This is a genomic window from Delftia sp. UME58 (assembly GCF_014170385.1).
GTDB classification, from domain to species: Bacteria; Pseudomonadota; Gammaproteobacteria; order Burkholderiales; family Burkholderiaceae_C; genus Comamonas; species Comamonas acidovorans.
Map to the genome: position 1 here is coordinate 38,057 of NZ_LZZV01000088.1, position 14,941 is coordinate 52,997.

Genomic DNA, 14,941 nt, shown 5'->3' on the forward strand with positions numbered 1-14,941 from the left:
CCGTCTTTCCTCATCGACCACCACCGGATACCGACCCATGCAAGACCTGACCGAGCGCTCCGTCTACCGCGAAGACCATGAACAGTTCCGCGAGCAGGCCCGCCGCTTCTTCGAGCGCGAGATCGTGCCCCACCATGCCGAATGGGAGCGCCAGGGCATCGTGCCCAAGGAGGTCTGGCGCAAGGCCGGGCGCGAGGGCCTGCTCAACCCCATGCTGCCCGAGCCCTACGGCGGCGGCGGCGACTTCGGCCATGCCGCCGTGCTGCTGGAGGAGATCGCGCGCACGGGCGCCAGCGGGCTGGGCTTTCCGCTGCATTCGGACATCGTCGCACCCTACATCCATGCCTATGGCAGCAAGGCGCAGAAGGACCGCTGGCTGCCGCGCATGGCCGCGGGCGAGCTGATCGGCGCCATCGCCATGACCGAACCCGGCGCGGGCAGCGACCTCAAGTCCGTGCGCACCACGGCGCGGCGCGAGGGAGATCACTACGTGCTCAATGGCCAGAAGACCTTCATCACCAACGGCATCAATTCGGAGCTGGTCATCGTCGTCGCCAAGACCGCGCCCGAGATGGGTGCCAAGGGCGTGTCCCTGATCGTGGTCGAGGACGGCATGCCCGGCTTCTCCAAGGGCCGCAAGCTGGAGAAGATCGGCCTCATGGCGCAGGACACCTCGGAGCTGTTCTTCGACAACGTGCGCGTGCCGGCCGACCACCTGCTGGGCGAGGAGAACGCGGGCTTCAAGTACCTCATGCACGAACTGGCCCAGGAACGCCTGGTGGTGGCCGTGCGCGCGGCCGCCTCCATCGAGGCCTTTTTGCACAAGACCATTGCCTACACGCGCGAGCGCAAGGCCTTCGGCCAGCCGGTGTTCGACTTCCAGAACACGCGCTTCAAGCTGGCCGAGGCCAAGGCCCAGGCCACCATGCTGCGCGTCTTCGTGGACGACTGCATCGCCCTGCACCTGCGCCGCGCGCTCGCCCCCGACCGCGCGGCCATGGTCAAGCTCAATGCCACGGCGCTGCAAAACCGCCTGCTCGACGAATTCCTGCAACTGCACGGCGGCTACGGCTACATGACCGAATACCAGATCGGCCGCGCCTGGACCGATGCGCGCATAGGGCGGATCTACGGGGGGAGCGACGAGATCATGAAGGAGATCATCGCCAGGACTCTTTGAACCCCCTGAGCCGCTGCGCGGCTTCCCCCTCTCTACTCGCTTCGCGAGGGAGGGGGACGGCGCCATCGCCGCGAGGCGGCTCTTGCTCGGCGCCCCTGGCTTTGGGCCGCGCCCGTCTCGGGGGTCACGGGCGATCGGGGCGGCCGGGCTTTCGGGGGCAAGTTCCGACCGGGCGCCACGGGCATGGCGGCGCGGCTACACTGCGGGCCATTCATTCGAGGGGCTGGCCGTGGCCGGTTCCTTCTCCCTGTTTTCCCCAGAGATTTCCGCCATGTCCAACGACGCCCACGAAGCCACCGCCCTGCCCGACGAGCCTGCCCTGACGCCCGAGGCGCTGGAGGAACTCGACGATCTGCTCGACGAGCTGCGCACGCGCGGCGAGGAGATTCCGCAGTGGGAGTTCTGCGACGGTTTCCTGACGGCGCTGATCTGCACGCGCCGCGAGGTGCCGGCCGCCGAGTGGCTGCCCATGCTGCTGGGCGACGGCGGCACGCTGGAGGTGGCCGAGGGCCAGCCGCTGCCGCTGATGGAAGTGTTCAAGGACGCGGCGCAGCAGGCGCGCTTTCTGGAGCTGGTGGGCCTGCGCATGGACGAGGTCCGCACCCAGCTGGACGCCGACGTGAAGACGTTGGAGGACGACCGCACATTCCAGCCCGAGGCCATGGACATGCGCGGCGCCATCCTGTCGCTGCCCGAGGAAGAGCGTCCCGATGACGGCGAGATCCCTTCGTTCGGCCAGATCTGGGCGCTGGGCTTCATGTTCGTGGTCGAGAACTGGGCCGAGGAATGGGCCGCCCCGCGCGACAAGGAAGCCGCCGGCTGGCTCAACGAGGCACTCAACGCCGTCGTGGCCCTGACCGAGGACGACACCGGCAAGCCCGAAGTCTGCATGTACGACGAGGACGGCCCCGCCAGCACCAGCCAGGAGCGAGTGGAGCAGTTCGGCGAGGCCATCTGGGCGCTGTACGACCTGCGCCAGATCTGGAAGAGCATGGGCCCGCGCCAGGAAACCATCGTCAAGGGCGAGCAGCCGGGCCGCAACGACCCCTGCCCCTGCGGCAGCGGCAAGAAGTTCAAGAAGTGCCACGGCGCCTGAGCGCCCGCGCCACAGGCTTTGGATGCACGGGCCATGAGACATATCGGTGAACGCATACGCGCCCGCCGCGCCGAACTGGGCATGACCCAGGGCCGGCTGGCCGAGGCGGCGGGCATCACGGCCTCGGCCGTCTCGCAGATCGAATCGGGGGCCATCCGCACCCTCAAGAACGACACCCTGGCCCGCGTGGCCCTGGCGCTGCAGACCACGGCGCTGGAGCTGACGGCCGGGCTGGAAGACGACAACGCGCCGCTGCCCGTGGACGAGCAGCGCCTGCTGGAAAGCTACCGCGCCCTGCCTGCACCGCTGCAGGAGATCGCGCACAAGCTCATAAAAGCCTTGCGCTGATCAGCGCATTGAGGCGCTGCAGGGCATGGACCATGGTGGCCTGGCGCACGGCGGCGCGGTCGCCGTCAAAGCGCAGGCATTCGCTGTGCGTGGTGCCGTACACGCTCCAGCCGAACCAGACCGTGCCCACGGGCTTGGCGGCGCTGCCGCCGCCCGGCCCGGCCACGCCTGTCACGGCCACGCTGCACTGCGCGCGTGAATGGGCGACGGCGCCCTCGGCCATGGCGCGCGCCACGGGCTCGCTCACGGCGCCGTGCTCGGCGATCAGCGCCTCGGGCACGCCCAGCAGGTCGTGCTTGGCCGCGTTGGAGTAGCTCACAAAGCCGCGCTCGAACCATTCGCTGGACCCGGCACGGTCCGTGCAGGCCGCGGCGATCATGCCGCCCGTGCAGCTCTCGGCCGTGGCCAGCATCCAGCCGCGCTGCAGCAGCAGGCCGGCCAGGGTGTCGACGAGTTCGTTGGATGCGTTCATGCCAGCTCCTTCAGCCGATGAAATGGCGCCACAGGGCGATGACCAGCAGCGTGCAGAAGGCGGCCACCAGGTCATCGAACATGATCCCCCAGCCGCCGCGCCAGCCGAAGCCCTTGAAACACCGGTCCGCCCATTTGACGGGCTGGGGCTTGGCGGCGTCGAAGAAGCGGAACAGCGCAAAGGCGATGAGCTGGCCCCAGAAACCCGTGGGCATGACCAGCCACAGCACCAGCCAGAAGGCCACGATCTCGTCCCAGACCAGGTTGCCCGGGTCGGCCACGCGCATGTGGCGCGCCGTGACCGTGCAGGCCCACCAGCCCAGGGGAATGCTGCCCGCGATCAGCAGGCCGATCTGCTGGGGCGTGAACCAGTGCTGCAGCAGCAGGAAGGACAGCCAGGCCCACAGCGTGCCCACGGTGCCGGGCGCGATGCGCCCCAGCCCCGAGCCCAGCCCCATGGCGATGAAGTGGGCCGGGTGGGACATCATGAATTCCAGCGTGGGGCGAGCCATGCCGCCCTGCGGCGGGCCTTCCGGTGGGCGCGCCGCAGAGGCAAAGGTAGGGGTAGCAGGATCGCCGGAAACCTCCGGCCGCAGCGGCGCGTCACTCATGGGGCCAGATCATAAGCGCGGCCCTGGTGCTTCACTGACGCTCTTCGACCGCCAGATCCTGCGGATGGCGGATCTGGTGGCGGGCCTCGAAGCCGGCGCTGGCGCCAGCGGCCAGCGGCTGCTGCCAGGCGATCATGCCGTTGCGGTCGTTCCAGCGCGTGGTGGCCGGCTGCGGGTTGTATTGGGACTGCACGCGGATCTGCTCGTTGCGCGAGACGGGTGCGGCATCCACCACCTGCAGTTCGATGGCGCGGTCATGGCGGTTGTCCACCTGGAAGCGCCGCGTGACCTGGCGTTCGGTGCTGCTGCCGAGCAGGCCGCCGCTGCCCGTGGCCGAGTCCACGGGCAGGTTGCGCACCACCACCTTGTCGTCACGGCCGAAAGACAGGCCCTGGGCCAGCGCGGTGGCGTTGCCGAAGTCCAGCCGGCCCTGGCCGGCGAAGGCGCCGTCGCGGAACAGGGCCACGGGGCCTGCGGGCCAGACACCGGCCGGCACGGCCAGCTGGGCCACCAGGTAGGCGGCCTCTTCCACGGCGGGCGCCGTGCGCGTGAGCAGGGTGGCCGGCAGGTTCTGCGAGCCCAGGGCCAGGGTCACGCGCTCGCTGCTGGAGGGCACGCTGATGCGGTAGGGCACGGAGAACTGCGTGGCGTAGGCGGTGTTGAGGCTGGCGACATCGAGCACCGGCAGTTCGGCGGCCTCGCCGGCCGCCCCGGGCTTGCGGGCGCGCTCCAGCATCATCGCAGGGGCCGCCGGGGCCGGCGCTGCCGCAGGGGCCATGGCGGCCACGGGGCGGGGCCGTTCCACATCCAGCGTCCAGGGATTGGGCAGGCGTGCCTGCGTGCTGCGCGAGGGCTGGCCGGTGGACAGCAGCAGCTGCACCTGGCTCCAGTCCTCGCCGCTGTTCTGGGCCACCAGGGCCAGGCGTTCGATGGCCACGGTGCCCTTGGCCGGGTCCAGCTGGGCGCGGTAGGTGGGCTGCCAGCTCGGGCCGCGCACCTGGTAGGTCAGCTGCACGTTCGCGTCGGCCGGGCTGGCCAGTTGCACGGTGACCTTCATCACCTGGGCGTTGCCCGCGCCCGTGCGGTCGCGTTCGAGCTGCAGCGGCCTGAGCTGCTCCTGCAGCGCCTGCTTTTGCCGCAGGATCTGGTGGGCGCGCAGCGTGTTGCCGCGGCTGGTGCTGCGCAGCGCCTCGGTGGCGGCGCCCAGCTGGCTGGCGGCGGGCAGGGCAGGGGCTTTGGCGTCATCGCCGGGCTTGGCCAGGCCTTGCAGGTAGTCGCCCACCAGCTTGGCGGCGGACTCGTCCGCCTCCAGCGCGGCCAGCTGGTCTTCCAGCGTGCGGATCTGCTGCTCCAGCGGGCTGGCGCATGCCTTGGAGGCCAGTTCGCGCGGCTGCGACTGCAGCTTGTAGTCGCCCAGGCGCACGCCGGCATCGGCGCTGACCTGCAGGCTCTGCGGGTCGATGGAGCCGGGCAGGCACTCGAACACCAGCTGTCGCGTGGCGGCCGTGATGCGCGCCGTGCGCTCCACCGAGGCCACGCCCGCATACAGGGTGACGCGCGCGATGGGGGCGCGGGCGATGGTGGCTTCCTGGGCTTGTGCCTGGGCCTGGGCCTGGACCTGGACCGGGGTGCCTGCCAGCAGGAAGCAGGCGGCGGCCAGGGCAGAGAGGGCGGGCAGGGCGGAGCGTTGAACCATGGGCAGTCCTTCTCGGATGAAAGTGGTTTGGCGCGGCGTCAGGCCGCGGCGAAGTGGTCGAATGAGGTCCACCGGGGCGCCATGGCCGCACCGTCCGGGCCGATCAGCCGCAGGCCGGGCTGCTCCTCGATGCAGCCGATGCGCGTGACGCGCGTGGCGCTGTCGCGGCCTGCGGCCTGCACGGCATCGCGCCGGTCGGCCGGGGCCGTGAAGCACAGCTCGTAGTCGTCGCCGCCGGACAGGGTGCACTGGTGCAGCAGGTCGATGGCCAGGGGCGTCTGCTGGCCGGCATCGAGCAGCGGCGTGACCAGGCGCGTGTCCAGGCTGGCGCCCACGCGGGATTGCTCGAGGATGTGGCCCAGGTCGCCCAGCAGGCCGTCGCTCACATCCAGCGCACTGCTGGCAATGCCGCGCAGCGCCTGGCCCAGTGCCACGCGCGGCGTGGGCGCTTCCAGGCGCTGGCGCGCGGCGGCCAGCGTGCCGGGTGGCAGGCTGGTGTGGCCCAGCAGGGCTTCCAGCGCCAGGCGGGCATCGCCCAGGCTGCCGCTGACCCAGATGTCGTCGCCCGCGCGCGCACCGCTGCGCAGCAGGGCCTGGCCGGGCGGCACCTCGCCGAAGACGGTGATGCAGATGTTCAAGGGCCCCTGGGTGGTGTCGCCGCCGACCAGCTCGCAGCCGTGGGCGTCGGCCAGCGCCAGCAGGCCGGCCGCAAACGCCTCGGTCCAGGCCGCATCGGCGCGCGGCAGGGACAGGGCCAGCGTGAAGGCCAGCGGGCGCGCGCCGCAGGCCGCCAGGTCTGACAGGTTCACGGCCAGGGATTTGTGGCCCAGCAGGCGCGGGTCCACGTCGGCGAAGAAATGCCGGCCCTCGACCAGCATGTCGCTGGAGACGGCCAGCTGCATGCCCGGCGCCGGGGCGAGCAGGGCGCAGTCATCGCCCACGCCCAGGGCGGCGCGGCGCACGGGGCGCTGGAAGAAGCGGCGGATCAGGTCGAATTCACCCACGGTGGCGGCTTTCGGATGCGTTTGGTGATCGGGCTATTGTGCTGCGAGGTTCGTGCTGCCCCGTTTCATGCGGTCTCGCCCGCACCGGGCCGGTGCTCCAGCGCCAGCGCGTGGAAGGCCTGGGCGGCCGGCGACAGGCTGCGCTGGCGCCTGCGCACCAGGTACAGGTCGCGCCGGCGGTCGGCATCGGCCAGCGGGCGCGTCACCAGGCCGGGCTGCACGAAGTGGAACAGCGCCAGCGCGGGCACCACGCTGATGCCCAGGCCCGCGCGCACCATGCCCATCACGGTGGCCAGGTGTTCCACTTCCAGCAAGGTGTTGAGGGGCGGGGCCTGCTCCTGCGATTCCAGGTACTGGCGCACGCTGCTGTGGCGCGCGAGCTGGATGAAGGGCTGGTCCCGCAGGTCGGCCATGGTCGGCGCGGGCAGGGCCGCCAGCGCATGGTCGGCGCGGCAGACCAGGTGCAGCCGGTCGGCGCAGAACCATTCGGCCTGCAGCTCCTCGGTGTCGGCGCGGATGGCGGCCAGCGCCAGGTCGGCCTGGCCCGAGGCCACCTGGGCGATGCAGGACTCGGACAGCAGGTCCGACACCTGCAGCTGTATGCCCGGATGGCGCGCATGGAACAGCGCCAGCACGGGCGGCAGCCAGGCCGCCGCCAGCGAAGGAAGCAGGGCGATGGACACGCGCCCGCGCTGCAGCGCCGCCGCCTCGCGCAGGCCCTGCACGGCATCGCCCAGGTCGGCGCGTATGCGCTGCGCGGCATCGAGGAACTGCGCCCCCTCCTGCGTCAGCGCCACATGGCGCGTGCTGCGGTCGAACAGCCGCACGCCCACGCCGTCTTCCAGGCCCTTGATCAGGGCGCTGAAGGCCGGCTGCGACAGATGGCAGCGCTGCGCGGCCAGCGTGAAGCTGCTGAGCTGGGCCAGGGCGATGAAGGCATCGAGCTGGCGGGAGGAGATATTCATCGGGTTTTTGGATGAGTTGATCCGAATAATCGATTTCACAGATTAGCAGCCCTTGCCTACATTGGCCTGCATGGACCACCTGGAAACCTTCTTTGCCCCGGACAAGCCCCCGCTGTGGGTGGGCTGCGCAGCCGGCTTCTCGGGCGACCGCACCGATGCCGCCGCGCCCGTGGTGCGCGCCCTGGCGGCCAGCGGCCAGAGCGCCTGCCTGATCTTCGAGACCCTGGCCGAGCGCACGCTGGCGCTGGCCCAGCTCGCGCGGCGCGAGCAGCCCGACGCCGGCTACGAGCCCCTGCTGGAGGACCTGCTGGAGCCCGTGCTGGCCGATTGCCTGGCGCATGGCATACGCATCGTCAGCAACTTCGGTGCGGCGAATCCCGAAGGCGCGGCGCGCTGCATCCAGCGGCTGGCGCAGCGCCTGGGCCTGCGCGTGCCGCGCGTCGCCGTGGTGCATGGCGACGATGTCAGCGGCCCGGCGTACCGCGGGGCGCTGCGGGCCGCGCTGGGTGCGGAGTTTCCCGAGGATTCGCTGGTCAGTGCCAACGCCTACATCGGCGCGCGCGCGATTGCCGAGGCCCTGCAGGCCGGTGCCGAGATCGTGGTGGCCGGCCGCGTGTCCGACCCCTCGCTGACCCTGGGGCCGGCCATGGCGCATTTCGACTGGGCCTGGGACGACTGGGACCGCCTGGCGCGCGCCACCATGGCCGGCCACCTGCTGGAATGCGGCGCCCAGGTCACGGGCGGCTACTTCGCCGACCCGGGCTTCAAGGACGTGCAGGGCCTGGCGCGGCTGGGCTATCCCATTGCCATCATCGAACCCTCGGGCGACTGCACCATCACCAAGCCCGAAGGCACGGGCGGCCTGGTCAGCGAACGCACGGTCAAGGAACAACTGCTGTACGAGGTGCACGACCCGGCCGCCTACCTGACGCCCGACGTGGTGGCCGACCTGTCCGAGGCCGAGGTGCACCAGGTGGGGCCTGACGCCGTGCGCCTGAGCGGCGTGCGCGGCCATGCGCACAACGGCCACTACAAGGTCAATGTCTGCCATGCCTCGGGCTGGCTGGCCGAGGGCGAGATCTCCTATGCCGGCCCGCGCGCCCTGGAGCGCGCCCGGCTGGCCGGCGAGGTGCTGCGCGAGCGCCTGGGCGGCGAGGCCGCAGGCGACCTGCGCCTGGACTGGATCGGCGTGGCCAGCGTGCTGGGCGACGACGCCGGCCGCTGGCGCGACGCGCAGCCGGCCGGCGCAGCCGCTCCCCAGGACGTGCGCCTGCGCGCCGCCTGGCTGCGCCCCACGCAGGCCCAGGCGCGGCGCCTGCCGCGCGAGGTCAATGCGCTGTACACCTGCGGGCCGGCCGGCGGCGGCGGCGTGCGCACGGCGCTGCGCGCGCGGCTGGGCACGGTGTCCTGCCTGCTGGCGCAGCAGAGCATCGCCACCGGATGGAAGTGGGCCGAGGGAGATGTCGATAAAGGCGTCGATAAAGGGGTCGAGAAAGAGGCCGGGGAGCACGCCGCATGAACACACTGCAGACCACGATGCCCGTCACCGTACCGCTGTACCGCCTGGCGCACGGGCGCACGGGGGACAAGGGCAACCGCTCCAACATCAGCCTCATCGCCTGGAATGCCGCCTGCTGGCCCGTGCTGGTGGAGCAGATCACCGAAGAGCGCGTGGCCGCGCACTTCGCCGCCCGGCGCCCGGCGCGCGTGCAGCGCTTCGTGTTGCAGCGCCTGCAGGCCATGAACTGGGTGCTGGACGCGGTGCTGGACGGCGGCGTCAACGACGCGCTCAACCTCGACAGCCACGGCAAGGCGCTGTCGTACTGGCTGCTGCAGATGCAGGTCCAGGTGCCGGCCTCGCTGCTGCCCCACCTGGCGCCGGAGTAGCCGGCAGGACCCGCCCGTCACACATTCATCACAACAAAGGAGACAGACATGCACTTTTCGCACAACTTCCCCCGCCGCCATGTGCTCGCGCTGGCCGCATGCGCGCTGGCAGCCGCCGCCGCACCGGCCCTGGCACAGGACTATCCGTCCAAGCCCATCACCTTCGTCGTGCCGTTTGCGGCCGGCAGCGCCACCGACCAGCTGGCACGGGCGCTGGGCCAGGCCGTGACCACGGCGACCAAGCAGGCCGTGGTGGTCGAGAACAAGGGCGGCGCCAGCGGCATGATCGCGGCCCAGCAGGTGGCGCGCTCGGCGGCCGATGGCTACACGGTGCTGATCACCACCAACACCACGCATGCGGCCAACCAGCATCTGTACAAGAAGCTGCCCTATGACGCGGTCAAGGACTTCGCGCCCGTGGCCGGGCTGGGCAAGGGCGGCCAGGTGCTGGTGGTGCGCGCCGATGCGCCGTACAGGAACGTGGGCGATCTGCTGGCGGCGGCGAAGAAGCAGCCGGGCAAGCTGTCGTTCGGCAGCGGCAGCTCCTCCAGCCGCGTGGCCGGTGAAATGCTCAAGCAGCTGGCCGGCGTGGACCTGATGCACGTGCCCTACAAGAGCAATCCGCTGGCCATCACCGACCTGCTGGGCGGCCAGATCGACCTGATGATCACCGATACCTCCACCGGCGTGCCCCAGGTCAAGTCGGGCAAGCTGCGCGCCCTGGGCTACTCCACCACCAAACGCAGCCCGCAGCTGCCCGAAGTGCCCACGCTGGAGGAAGCCGGCGTCAAGGGCTACGACATGGGCTACTGGTTCGCGGCCTATGCGCCCGCCGGCACGCCCGAGGCCGTGGTGGCCCGCCTCAACCGCCTGCTGTCCGACGCCGTGCACAGCGCGGGCGCCAAGTCCTTCTTCGAGATGTCCGGCTCCGAGGGCTGGACGGCCACGCCGCAGGAACTGGCCGCCTTCCAGGCCGCCGAGACCCAGAAGTGGGGCCAGGTGATCAAGGCCGCCGGCATCCAGCCCGAGTAGGCCGCTCCCCGCTCTCGTTCCCCGCTCTCCCGTTCCCTTTCTTTCCGAACCGCCCTAGGCCGCCGCAATGCACGGCGGCCAGGGCGGAGCCTTGCCTGTGCCATGACCCCAAGGAGACAACATGCACATCAGATCCATCCATCCACTGGTCCTTGCCCTGGCCGCATCCGGGCTGCTGACCGCCTGCGGCGGCAGTGACTCGCCCGCCGGCTCGCAGGCGCCTCGCATGCAGCTGAGCATCAGCGCCACCGAGGACTTTGCCGGCAGCTACGGCAGTGTCGGCGCCTACGAAAAAGTGACCGGCGTGCTGCGCGGCGAGCTGGACCCGGCCGACCCGAAGAACGCCGTGATCCAGGACCTGGTGCTGGCGCCCGTCAATGCGCGCGGCATGGTGGAGTACAGCACCGACTTCGTCATGCTCAAGCCCAAGGACATGTCCAAGGCCAGCGGCGTGCTGCGCTATGACGCGCCCAACCGCGGCAACATCCTGACCATGCCCAACCCCACGGCCACGCCCGGCGATGCGGTCTACCTGGAGCGCGGCTATGTGCTGCTGTACTCGGCCTGGCAGGGCGATGTGCCCAAGTCCACGCCCGCGCGCCTGACGGTCACCGTGCCCGTGGCCCGCAACAAGGACGGCAGCAGCATCACGGGCAGCTACCGCACCGAGCTGGTCCCGGCCGCCGCCGTGCCCTCCATGACCCTGCCCGGCGGCGTGTTCAACGGGACCATGATTCCTTACGAGCCCGCCAGCCTGGACAACACGCAGGCCGGCTACTCGCTCACGCGCCGCATCAACGAAACCGATGCGCGCCAGACCGTGCCTGCGGGCGACTGGAAGTTCGCCAGCTGCGATGCCGCCGCCAATCCCTTCCCCGGCACGCCTGCGGCCACCAGCGTCTGCCTGAAGGGCGGTTTCGATCCGCAGTACCTCTACGAACTGGTCTATGTGGCCAAGGACCCCAAGGTCATGGGCGTGGGCCTGGCGGCGCTGCGCGACACGGTGAGCTTCTTCCGCGCCAAGGCGTCCGACGCCGACGGCAAGGCCAATCCGCTGGCCGGGCGCATCACGCACACCATCGGCCAGGGCACCTCGCAGTCGGGCAATGCCATGAAGACCTTCCTGCACCTGGGCTTCAACCAGGCGCTCGATGGCGGCAAGGTCTTCGACGGCATGTATGCCCATGTGGCCGCGCGCCAGACCAACATCAACACGCGCTTTGCCGTGCCCGGCGGCGGGGGCGGCCTGCGCACCGACCACACGGCCTTCGGCCAGACCGCGCCGCGCGGCCTGGACAAGGACTACAGCGATGAGGTCAGCGGCCGCCAGGGCGGCGTGATGAAGCGCTGCGAAGCCAGCAATACCTGTCCCAAGTTCTTCCTGGGCCTGTCGGGCACGGAGTTCTGGCAGCTGCAGGGCTCGCCCGTGCTGACCGATGCCAACGGCCTGCGCGACATCGCCCAGCCCGCCAATGCGCGCATCTACTACTACGCCAGCACCCAGCACGGCGGCGCAGGCGGCACGGCCAGCATCGGCTATGCGCCCACGCGCAATGTCTATCCGGCCGGCACCGTGGTGCACTTCAACGACACGTTCCGCGCGCTGTTCATCGCGCTGGAGGACTGGGTGGTGCGCGGCACCGAGCCGCCGGCCAGCCAGGTGCCCAGGCTGGCCGACGGCACCCTGGTGCGGCCCGACAAGCTGGTCTTTCCCGCCATGAAGGGCCTGAGCTGGAACGTGGGCGGCGTGCAGACCGCCATCCCCGAGTTCCGCTACCTGGCGCGCCACAACGGCTTTGCGCTGCTCGACTTCGGCCCGCAGTACGTGCCGCAGGACGAAAGCGGCATCGCCACGCTGCAGCCGCCGCGCGCCACGGGCAAGGACTACGCCATCCTCGTGCCCCAGGTCGATGCGGCCACCGGCCTCACGCGTGCCGGCATCCGCAGCGTGGAGGCGCGGGCACCGCTGGGCACCAGCATGGAGTTCAACTACGTGGCCACGCCGGGCATCGCGGACCTGTCCAACCTCACGGGCAGCTTCATCCCCTTCCACAAGACGCGCGCGGCGCGGCTGGCGGCCGGTGACTCGCGGCCTTCACTGGAGGAGCTGTATGTCGACCAGGCCGGCTACGTGAGCGCCGTCACGGCCGCAGCCCAGGACCTGGTTCGCCAGCGCCTGCTGCTGCAGCGCGACGCCGACGCGCAGATCACCGCCGCGCGTGCGGCGGCGGTACTGCCTTGAGACTGCGCTGAACGCCGGCCTCAGACGGCCTGACCGCGAAAGCGCATGGCCGCTTGGCGCGAGACCTCGGCCAGCAGCTGCTCGCTGCGCTGGCGTTCGCGCAGCCAGCGGGCATCGTTGCTGCCGGCGGCCACGTCGCTGCGCAGCAGGTGCAGGGCGGGCGCGGCGCCGTGGCGGGCCGCGTAGTCGGCCACGGCATCCATGGTCTTGAGGATGTGGTCGGCCAGGGGCATGTGCTCGCCCGTGGCCGGGTCCACGTACACGGCTTCCAGGCCGAAGCGGCAGGCCTGGAAGCGGTTGTAGGTGTAGACCAGGTAGTCGTCCTCCACGGGCGTGAAGGGCTGGGTGTCCATGAACCAGGCGGCCAGCGCCTGCACATAGCCGGACAGGGCGGCTGCGCGCTCGATGGTCAGCGGCGTGTCGAACACGCGGATCTCGATGGTGCCGAACTCGGGCTTGGGCCGGATGTCCCAGTAGAAGTCCTTCATGCTCTTGACCACGCCCGTGCGCGTCATCTTGTCGAAGTACTGCTCGAACTCGCTCCAGTGCAGCACGCAGGGCGCGCGGCCCGACAGCGGGAAGGCGAACACCGAGTTCAGCCGCGCCGAGTCGAAGGCCGTGTCGTGGCCCTGCACGTAGGGGCTGGAGGCCGACAGCGCAATGAAGTGCGGGATGTAGCGCGACATGCGGTGCAGCATCAGCAGGGCCGCGTCGGCGTCGGGGCAGCCGATGTGCACGTGCTGGCCGAAGATGGTGAACTGCTTGGACAGGTAGCCGTACAGCTGCGACAGCTCCTGGAAGCGCGGCTTGTCGTAGATGCGCCGCTCATGCCACTGCTGGAAGGGGTGGGTGCCGCCACCCACCACGGCGATGTTGAGCTTGTCGGCGCTTTTGACCAGCGCATCGCGGATCTGGCTGAGCTGGCCCAGCACCTCCGAGGCCGAATGGCAGACGCTGGTGGAGATCTCGATCATGCTGTTCGTCATCTCGGGCACCACGCTGCCGGGCAGCGGGTTCTTGAGCATGAGGCGCAGCATGTCCTCGGCGTAGGGGGCCAGGTCGTAGTCGTGGGTGTTGACCAGCTGCAGTTCCAGCTCCACGCCCAGGGTCAGCGGTTCGGACGAGTTGAAGGCTTCAAGACTCACGTTCATCTCCTGCGGTATTCGAGCGGCTCAGCGGCTTCCAGGGGCGGGAGCTTTCGCCGGAGCGGTAGATGGCCACGGTGGCCAGGGCGGCGCCCAGCACCTCCATCACCAAAATGGTGGGCAGGGCCACGCCTGCGATCTGCGCGCCCAGCTCGGGCGCGGCGGCAACGAACTGCGATGCAATCAGCAGCGCCACCGACGACATGGGCGCCATGGCGCAGCCCACCCAGAAGGCCTGGCGCCAGTTGGCGCCGGTGCCCGCATTGCCCACGGCCACGCCCAGGGTCTTGGCGACCAGGCGCGCCAGGATCACGGCGCCCACCACGCCGGCCACCGGCGCGCTCCAGTCGGCCTGCGCGGCCACGGTGGAGACCAGCACGAACATCAGCATGGTCAGCAGCGAGGCCGCCGTGCCCAGCTGGCGCGGCCAGGCCCAGGGGCGCGGGTTGAACTGCTTGAGCAAGATGCCGCCCAGCAGCGCCGCCAGCGGCGCCGAGCCGCCCAGGTACGAGGTCAGCGGCACGCTGGCCGAAATCAGGGTGAGAAAGAGGATGGAGGTGTTCTCGCTGGCCGGGCTCATGAAGCGCAGCGCCAGGCGCATCAGCACGGCCAGCACCAGGGCCACGGCCACCGAGACGCCCAGCACCACCAGCACCGGCATGATCGAGGCCACGAAGCCCGGCTTGGGCTGCGTCAGCATGCCCGCCTTGGCGCTGCCCAGGGCCAGCGCATACAGCGTGGACAGGGTGGCCAGCACCAGGCCGCGATCGGTCACGGCGCCTGCGGCACGCATGTCGGCCACCACGCGCGTCAGCACCAGGGGCGATGCCGCCATGGCCACCAGGGCCAGCGGTCCGGCCACTTCGGGGGCCACGCCCAGCCAGCCCAGCACCAGGGAGACCAGCACATAGGTCAACGCGGATTCGGCCACGCTTTGCACCAGCACCATGGGGTTGTGGCGGAACCAGCGCAGCGTGATGCGCCCGCCGCATTCGAACAGCACGATGGCCACGCCCAGCTCCAGCAGGAACAATCCCGTGCCCTGCAACGGCCAGGCGGTGTTGGCGCCAAATCCGATCAGCCCGGCAATGCCCCCCACCAGCGAATAGCCCACCACCTTGGGCAGGGCCGCATGGCGCTGGCAGGCGTAGCCCACCATGGTGGCCACGGCCAGCAGCAGGGACCACTGCACCGTGGCCAGCCCGGCCGATGGCCGCAGCCACGGCTCCCAGAAGCTCAGCATGTCATTCATAAGCGAGGTCCT

14 protein-coding genes are annotated in these 14,941 nt (G+C 70.5%); 7 read left to right on the plus strand and 7 right to left on the minus strand.

Annotation, left to right across the window (positions count from 1 at the left end):
• Positions 1-37: 37 nt before the first annotated feature.
• From A9976_RS21565 to A9976_RS21575, 3 genes are all read left to right on the plus strand, one after another.
• Positions 38-1,180 carry an acyl-CoA dehydrogenase family protein gene (locus A9976_RS21565; RefSeq protein ID WP_013804728.1) on the plus strand — a complete coding sequence of 381 codons (1,143 nt, stop codon included), beginning with the start codon at positions 38-40 and terminating at the stop codon, positions 1,178-1,180.
• Between the two features lie 271 nt (positions 1,181-1,451).
• Positions 1,452-2,276, plus strand: a complete 825-nt coding sequence (locus A9976_RS21570) for a UPF0149 family protein (RefSeq protein WP_183020701.1) — start codon at positions 1,452-1,454, stop codon at positions 2,274-2,276.
• Positions 2,277-2,309: 33 nt separating this feature from the next.
• Complete coding sequence (locus A9976_RS21575) at positions 2,310-2,624, plus strand: helix-turn-helix domain-containing protein (protein WP_034389565.1); 315 nt, start codon at positions 2,310-2,312, stop codon at positions 2,622-2,624.
• Here the strand turns inward: A9976_RS21575 and A9976_RS21580 are convergent.
• The 5 genes from A9976_RS21580 to A9976_RS21600 all read right to left on the minus strand — a co-directional run bounded on the left by A9976_RS21580 (position 2,605) and on the right by A9976_RS21600 (position 7,371).
• The gene (locus A9976_RS21580) at positions 2,605-3,096 is read right to left on the minus strand and encodes a CinA family protein (RefSeq protein WP_183020702.1); all 492 of its coding nucleotides are present in this window, start codon (positions 3,094-3,096) and stop codon (positions 2,605-2,607) included. The two genes, A9976_RS21575 and A9976_RS21580, sit on opposite strands and share 20 nt — an antisense overlap.
• A 10-nt stretch (positions 3,097-3,106) precedes the next feature.
• Entirely contained in the window at positions 3,107-3,607 is a 501-nt protein-coding gene (locus A9976_RS21585) for a phosphatidylglycerophosphatase A (protein ID WP_012202641.1), read from the minus strand.
• A gap of 130 nt (positions 3,608-3,737) precedes the next feature.
• On the minus strand, positions 3,738-5,402 hold the full coding sequence (locus A9976_RS21590) for a DUF4139 domain-containing protein (RefSeq protein WP_183020703.1): 1,665 nt from the start codon (positions 5,400-5,402) through the stop codon (positions 3,738-3,740).
• Between the two features lie 38 nt (positions 5,403-5,440).
• Positions 5,441-6,406, minus strand: coding sequence for a thiamine-phosphate kinase (gene thiL / locus A9976_RS21595; RefSeq protein ID WP_183020704.1), 966 nt, complete (start codon positions 6,404-6,406; stop codon positions 5,441-5,443).
• A gap of 65 nt (positions 6,407-6,471) precedes the next feature.
• On the minus strand, positions 6,472-7,371 hold the full coding sequence (locus A9976_RS21600) for a LysR family transcriptional regulator (RefSeq protein ID WP_183020705.1): 900 nt from the start codon (positions 7,369-7,371) through the stop codon (positions 6,472-6,474).
• Positions 7,372-7,441: 70 nt separating this feature from the next.
• Between A9976_RS21600 and A9976_RS21605 the strand changes: the two genes are divergently transcribed.
• The 4 genes from A9976_RS21605 (at position 7,442) to A9976_RS21620 (ending at position 12,532) form a co-directional block, all read left to right on the plus strand.
• Positions 7,442-8,890: an acyclic terpene utilization AtuA family protein gene (locus A9976_RS21605; protein ID WP_183020706.1), complete on the plus strand. Its 1,449-nt coding sequence runs from the start codon at positions 7,442-7,444 to the stop codon at positions 8,888-8,890.
• Positions 8,887-9,258 carry a hypothetical protein gene (locus tag A9976_RS21610; protein WP_183020707.1) on the plus strand — a complete coding sequence of 124 codons (372 nt, stop codon included), beginning with the start codon at positions 8,887-8,889 and terminating at the stop codon, positions 9,256-9,258. The genes A9976_RS21605 and A9976_RS21610 overlap by 4 nt, the downstream gene beginning before the upstream one ends.
• A 48-nt stretch (positions 9,259-9,306) precedes the next feature.
• Positions 9,307-10,290: a tripartite tricarboxylate transporter substrate binding protein gene (locus A9976_RS21615; RefSeq protein ID WP_183020708.1), complete on the plus strand. Its 984-nt coding sequence runs from the start codon at positions 9,307-9,309 to the stop codon at positions 10,288-10,290.
• 121 nt (positions 10,291-10,411) lie between these two features.
• Positions 10,412-12,532 carry an alpha/beta hydrolase domain-containing protein gene (locus tag A9976_RS21620; RefSeq protein WP_183020709.1) on the plus strand — a complete coding sequence of 707 codons (2,121 nt, stop codon included), beginning with the start codon at positions 10,412-10,414 and terminating at the stop codon, positions 12,530-12,532.
• 20 nt (positions 12,533-12,552) lie between these two features.
• Here A9976_RS21620 and A9976_RS21625 read toward each other — a convergent pair whose 3' ends face one another.
• Both A9976_RS21625 and A9976_RS21630 read right to left on the minus strand, forming a co-directional pair.
• Complete coding sequence (locus tag A9976_RS21625; RefSeq protein WP_013804717.1) at positions 12,553-13,677, minus strand: YbdK family carboxylate-amine ligase; 1,125 nt, start codon at positions 13,675-13,677, stop codon at positions 12,553-12,555.
• On the minus strand, positions 13,667-14,929 hold the full coding sequence (locus tag A9976_RS21630; protein ID WP_183020710.1) for a cation:proton antiporter: 1,263 nt from the start codon (positions 14,927-14,929) through the stop codon (positions 13,667-13,669). The genes A9976_RS21625 and A9976_RS21630 overlap by 11 nt, the downstream gene beginning before the upstream one ends.
• Positions 14,930-14,941 lie beyond the last annotated feature (12 nt).

Coding starts and splice junctions, on each gene's coding strand:
- A9976_RS21580 (WP_183020702.1), bottom strand. CDS start 3,096: ATGAACGCATCCAACGAACTCGTCGACACCCTGGCCGGCCTGCTGCTG.
- A9976_RS21610 (WP_183020707.1), top strand. CDS start 8,887: ATGAACACACTGCAGACCACGATGCCCGTCACCGTACCGCTGTACCGC.
- A9976_RS21590 (WP_183020703.1), bottom strand. CDS start 5,402: ATGGTTCAACGCTCCGCCCTGCCCGCCCTCTCTGCCCTGGCCGCCGCC.
- A9976_RS21630 (WP_183020710.1), bottom strand. CDS start 14,929: ATGAATGACATGCTGAGCTTCTGGGAGCCGTGGCTGCGGCCATCGGCC.
- A9976_RS21570 (WP_183020701.1), top strand. CDS start 1,452: ATGTCCAACGACGCCCACGAAGCCACCGCCCTGCCCGACGAGCCTGCC.
- A9976_RS21600 (WP_183020705.1), bottom strand. CDS start 7,371: ATGAATATCTCCTCCCGCCAGCTCGATGCCTTCATCGCCCTGGCCCAG.
- A9976_RS21575 (WP_034389565.1), top strand. CDS start 2,310: ATGAGACATATCGGTGAACGCATACGCGCCCGCCGCGCCGAACTGGGC.
- A9976_RS21565 (WP_013804728.1), top strand. CDS start 38: ATGCAAGACCTGACCGAGCGCTCCGTCTACCGCGAAGACCATGAACAG.
- A9976_RS21620 (WP_183020709.1), top strand. CDS start 10,412: ATGCACATCAGATCCATCCATCCACTGGTCCTTGCCCTGGCCGCATCC.
- A9976_RS21605 (WP_183020706.1), top strand. CDS start 7,442: ATGGACCACCTGGAAACCTTCTTTGCCCCGGACAAGCCCCCGCTGTGG.
- A9976_RS21615 (WP_183020708.1), top strand. CDS start 9,307: ATGCACTTTTCGCACAACTTCCCCCGCCGCCATGTGCTCGCGCTGGCC.
- A9976_RS21585 (WP_012202641.1), bottom strand. CDS start 3,607: ATGGCTCGCCCCACGCTGGAATTCATGATGTCCCACCCGGCCCACTTC.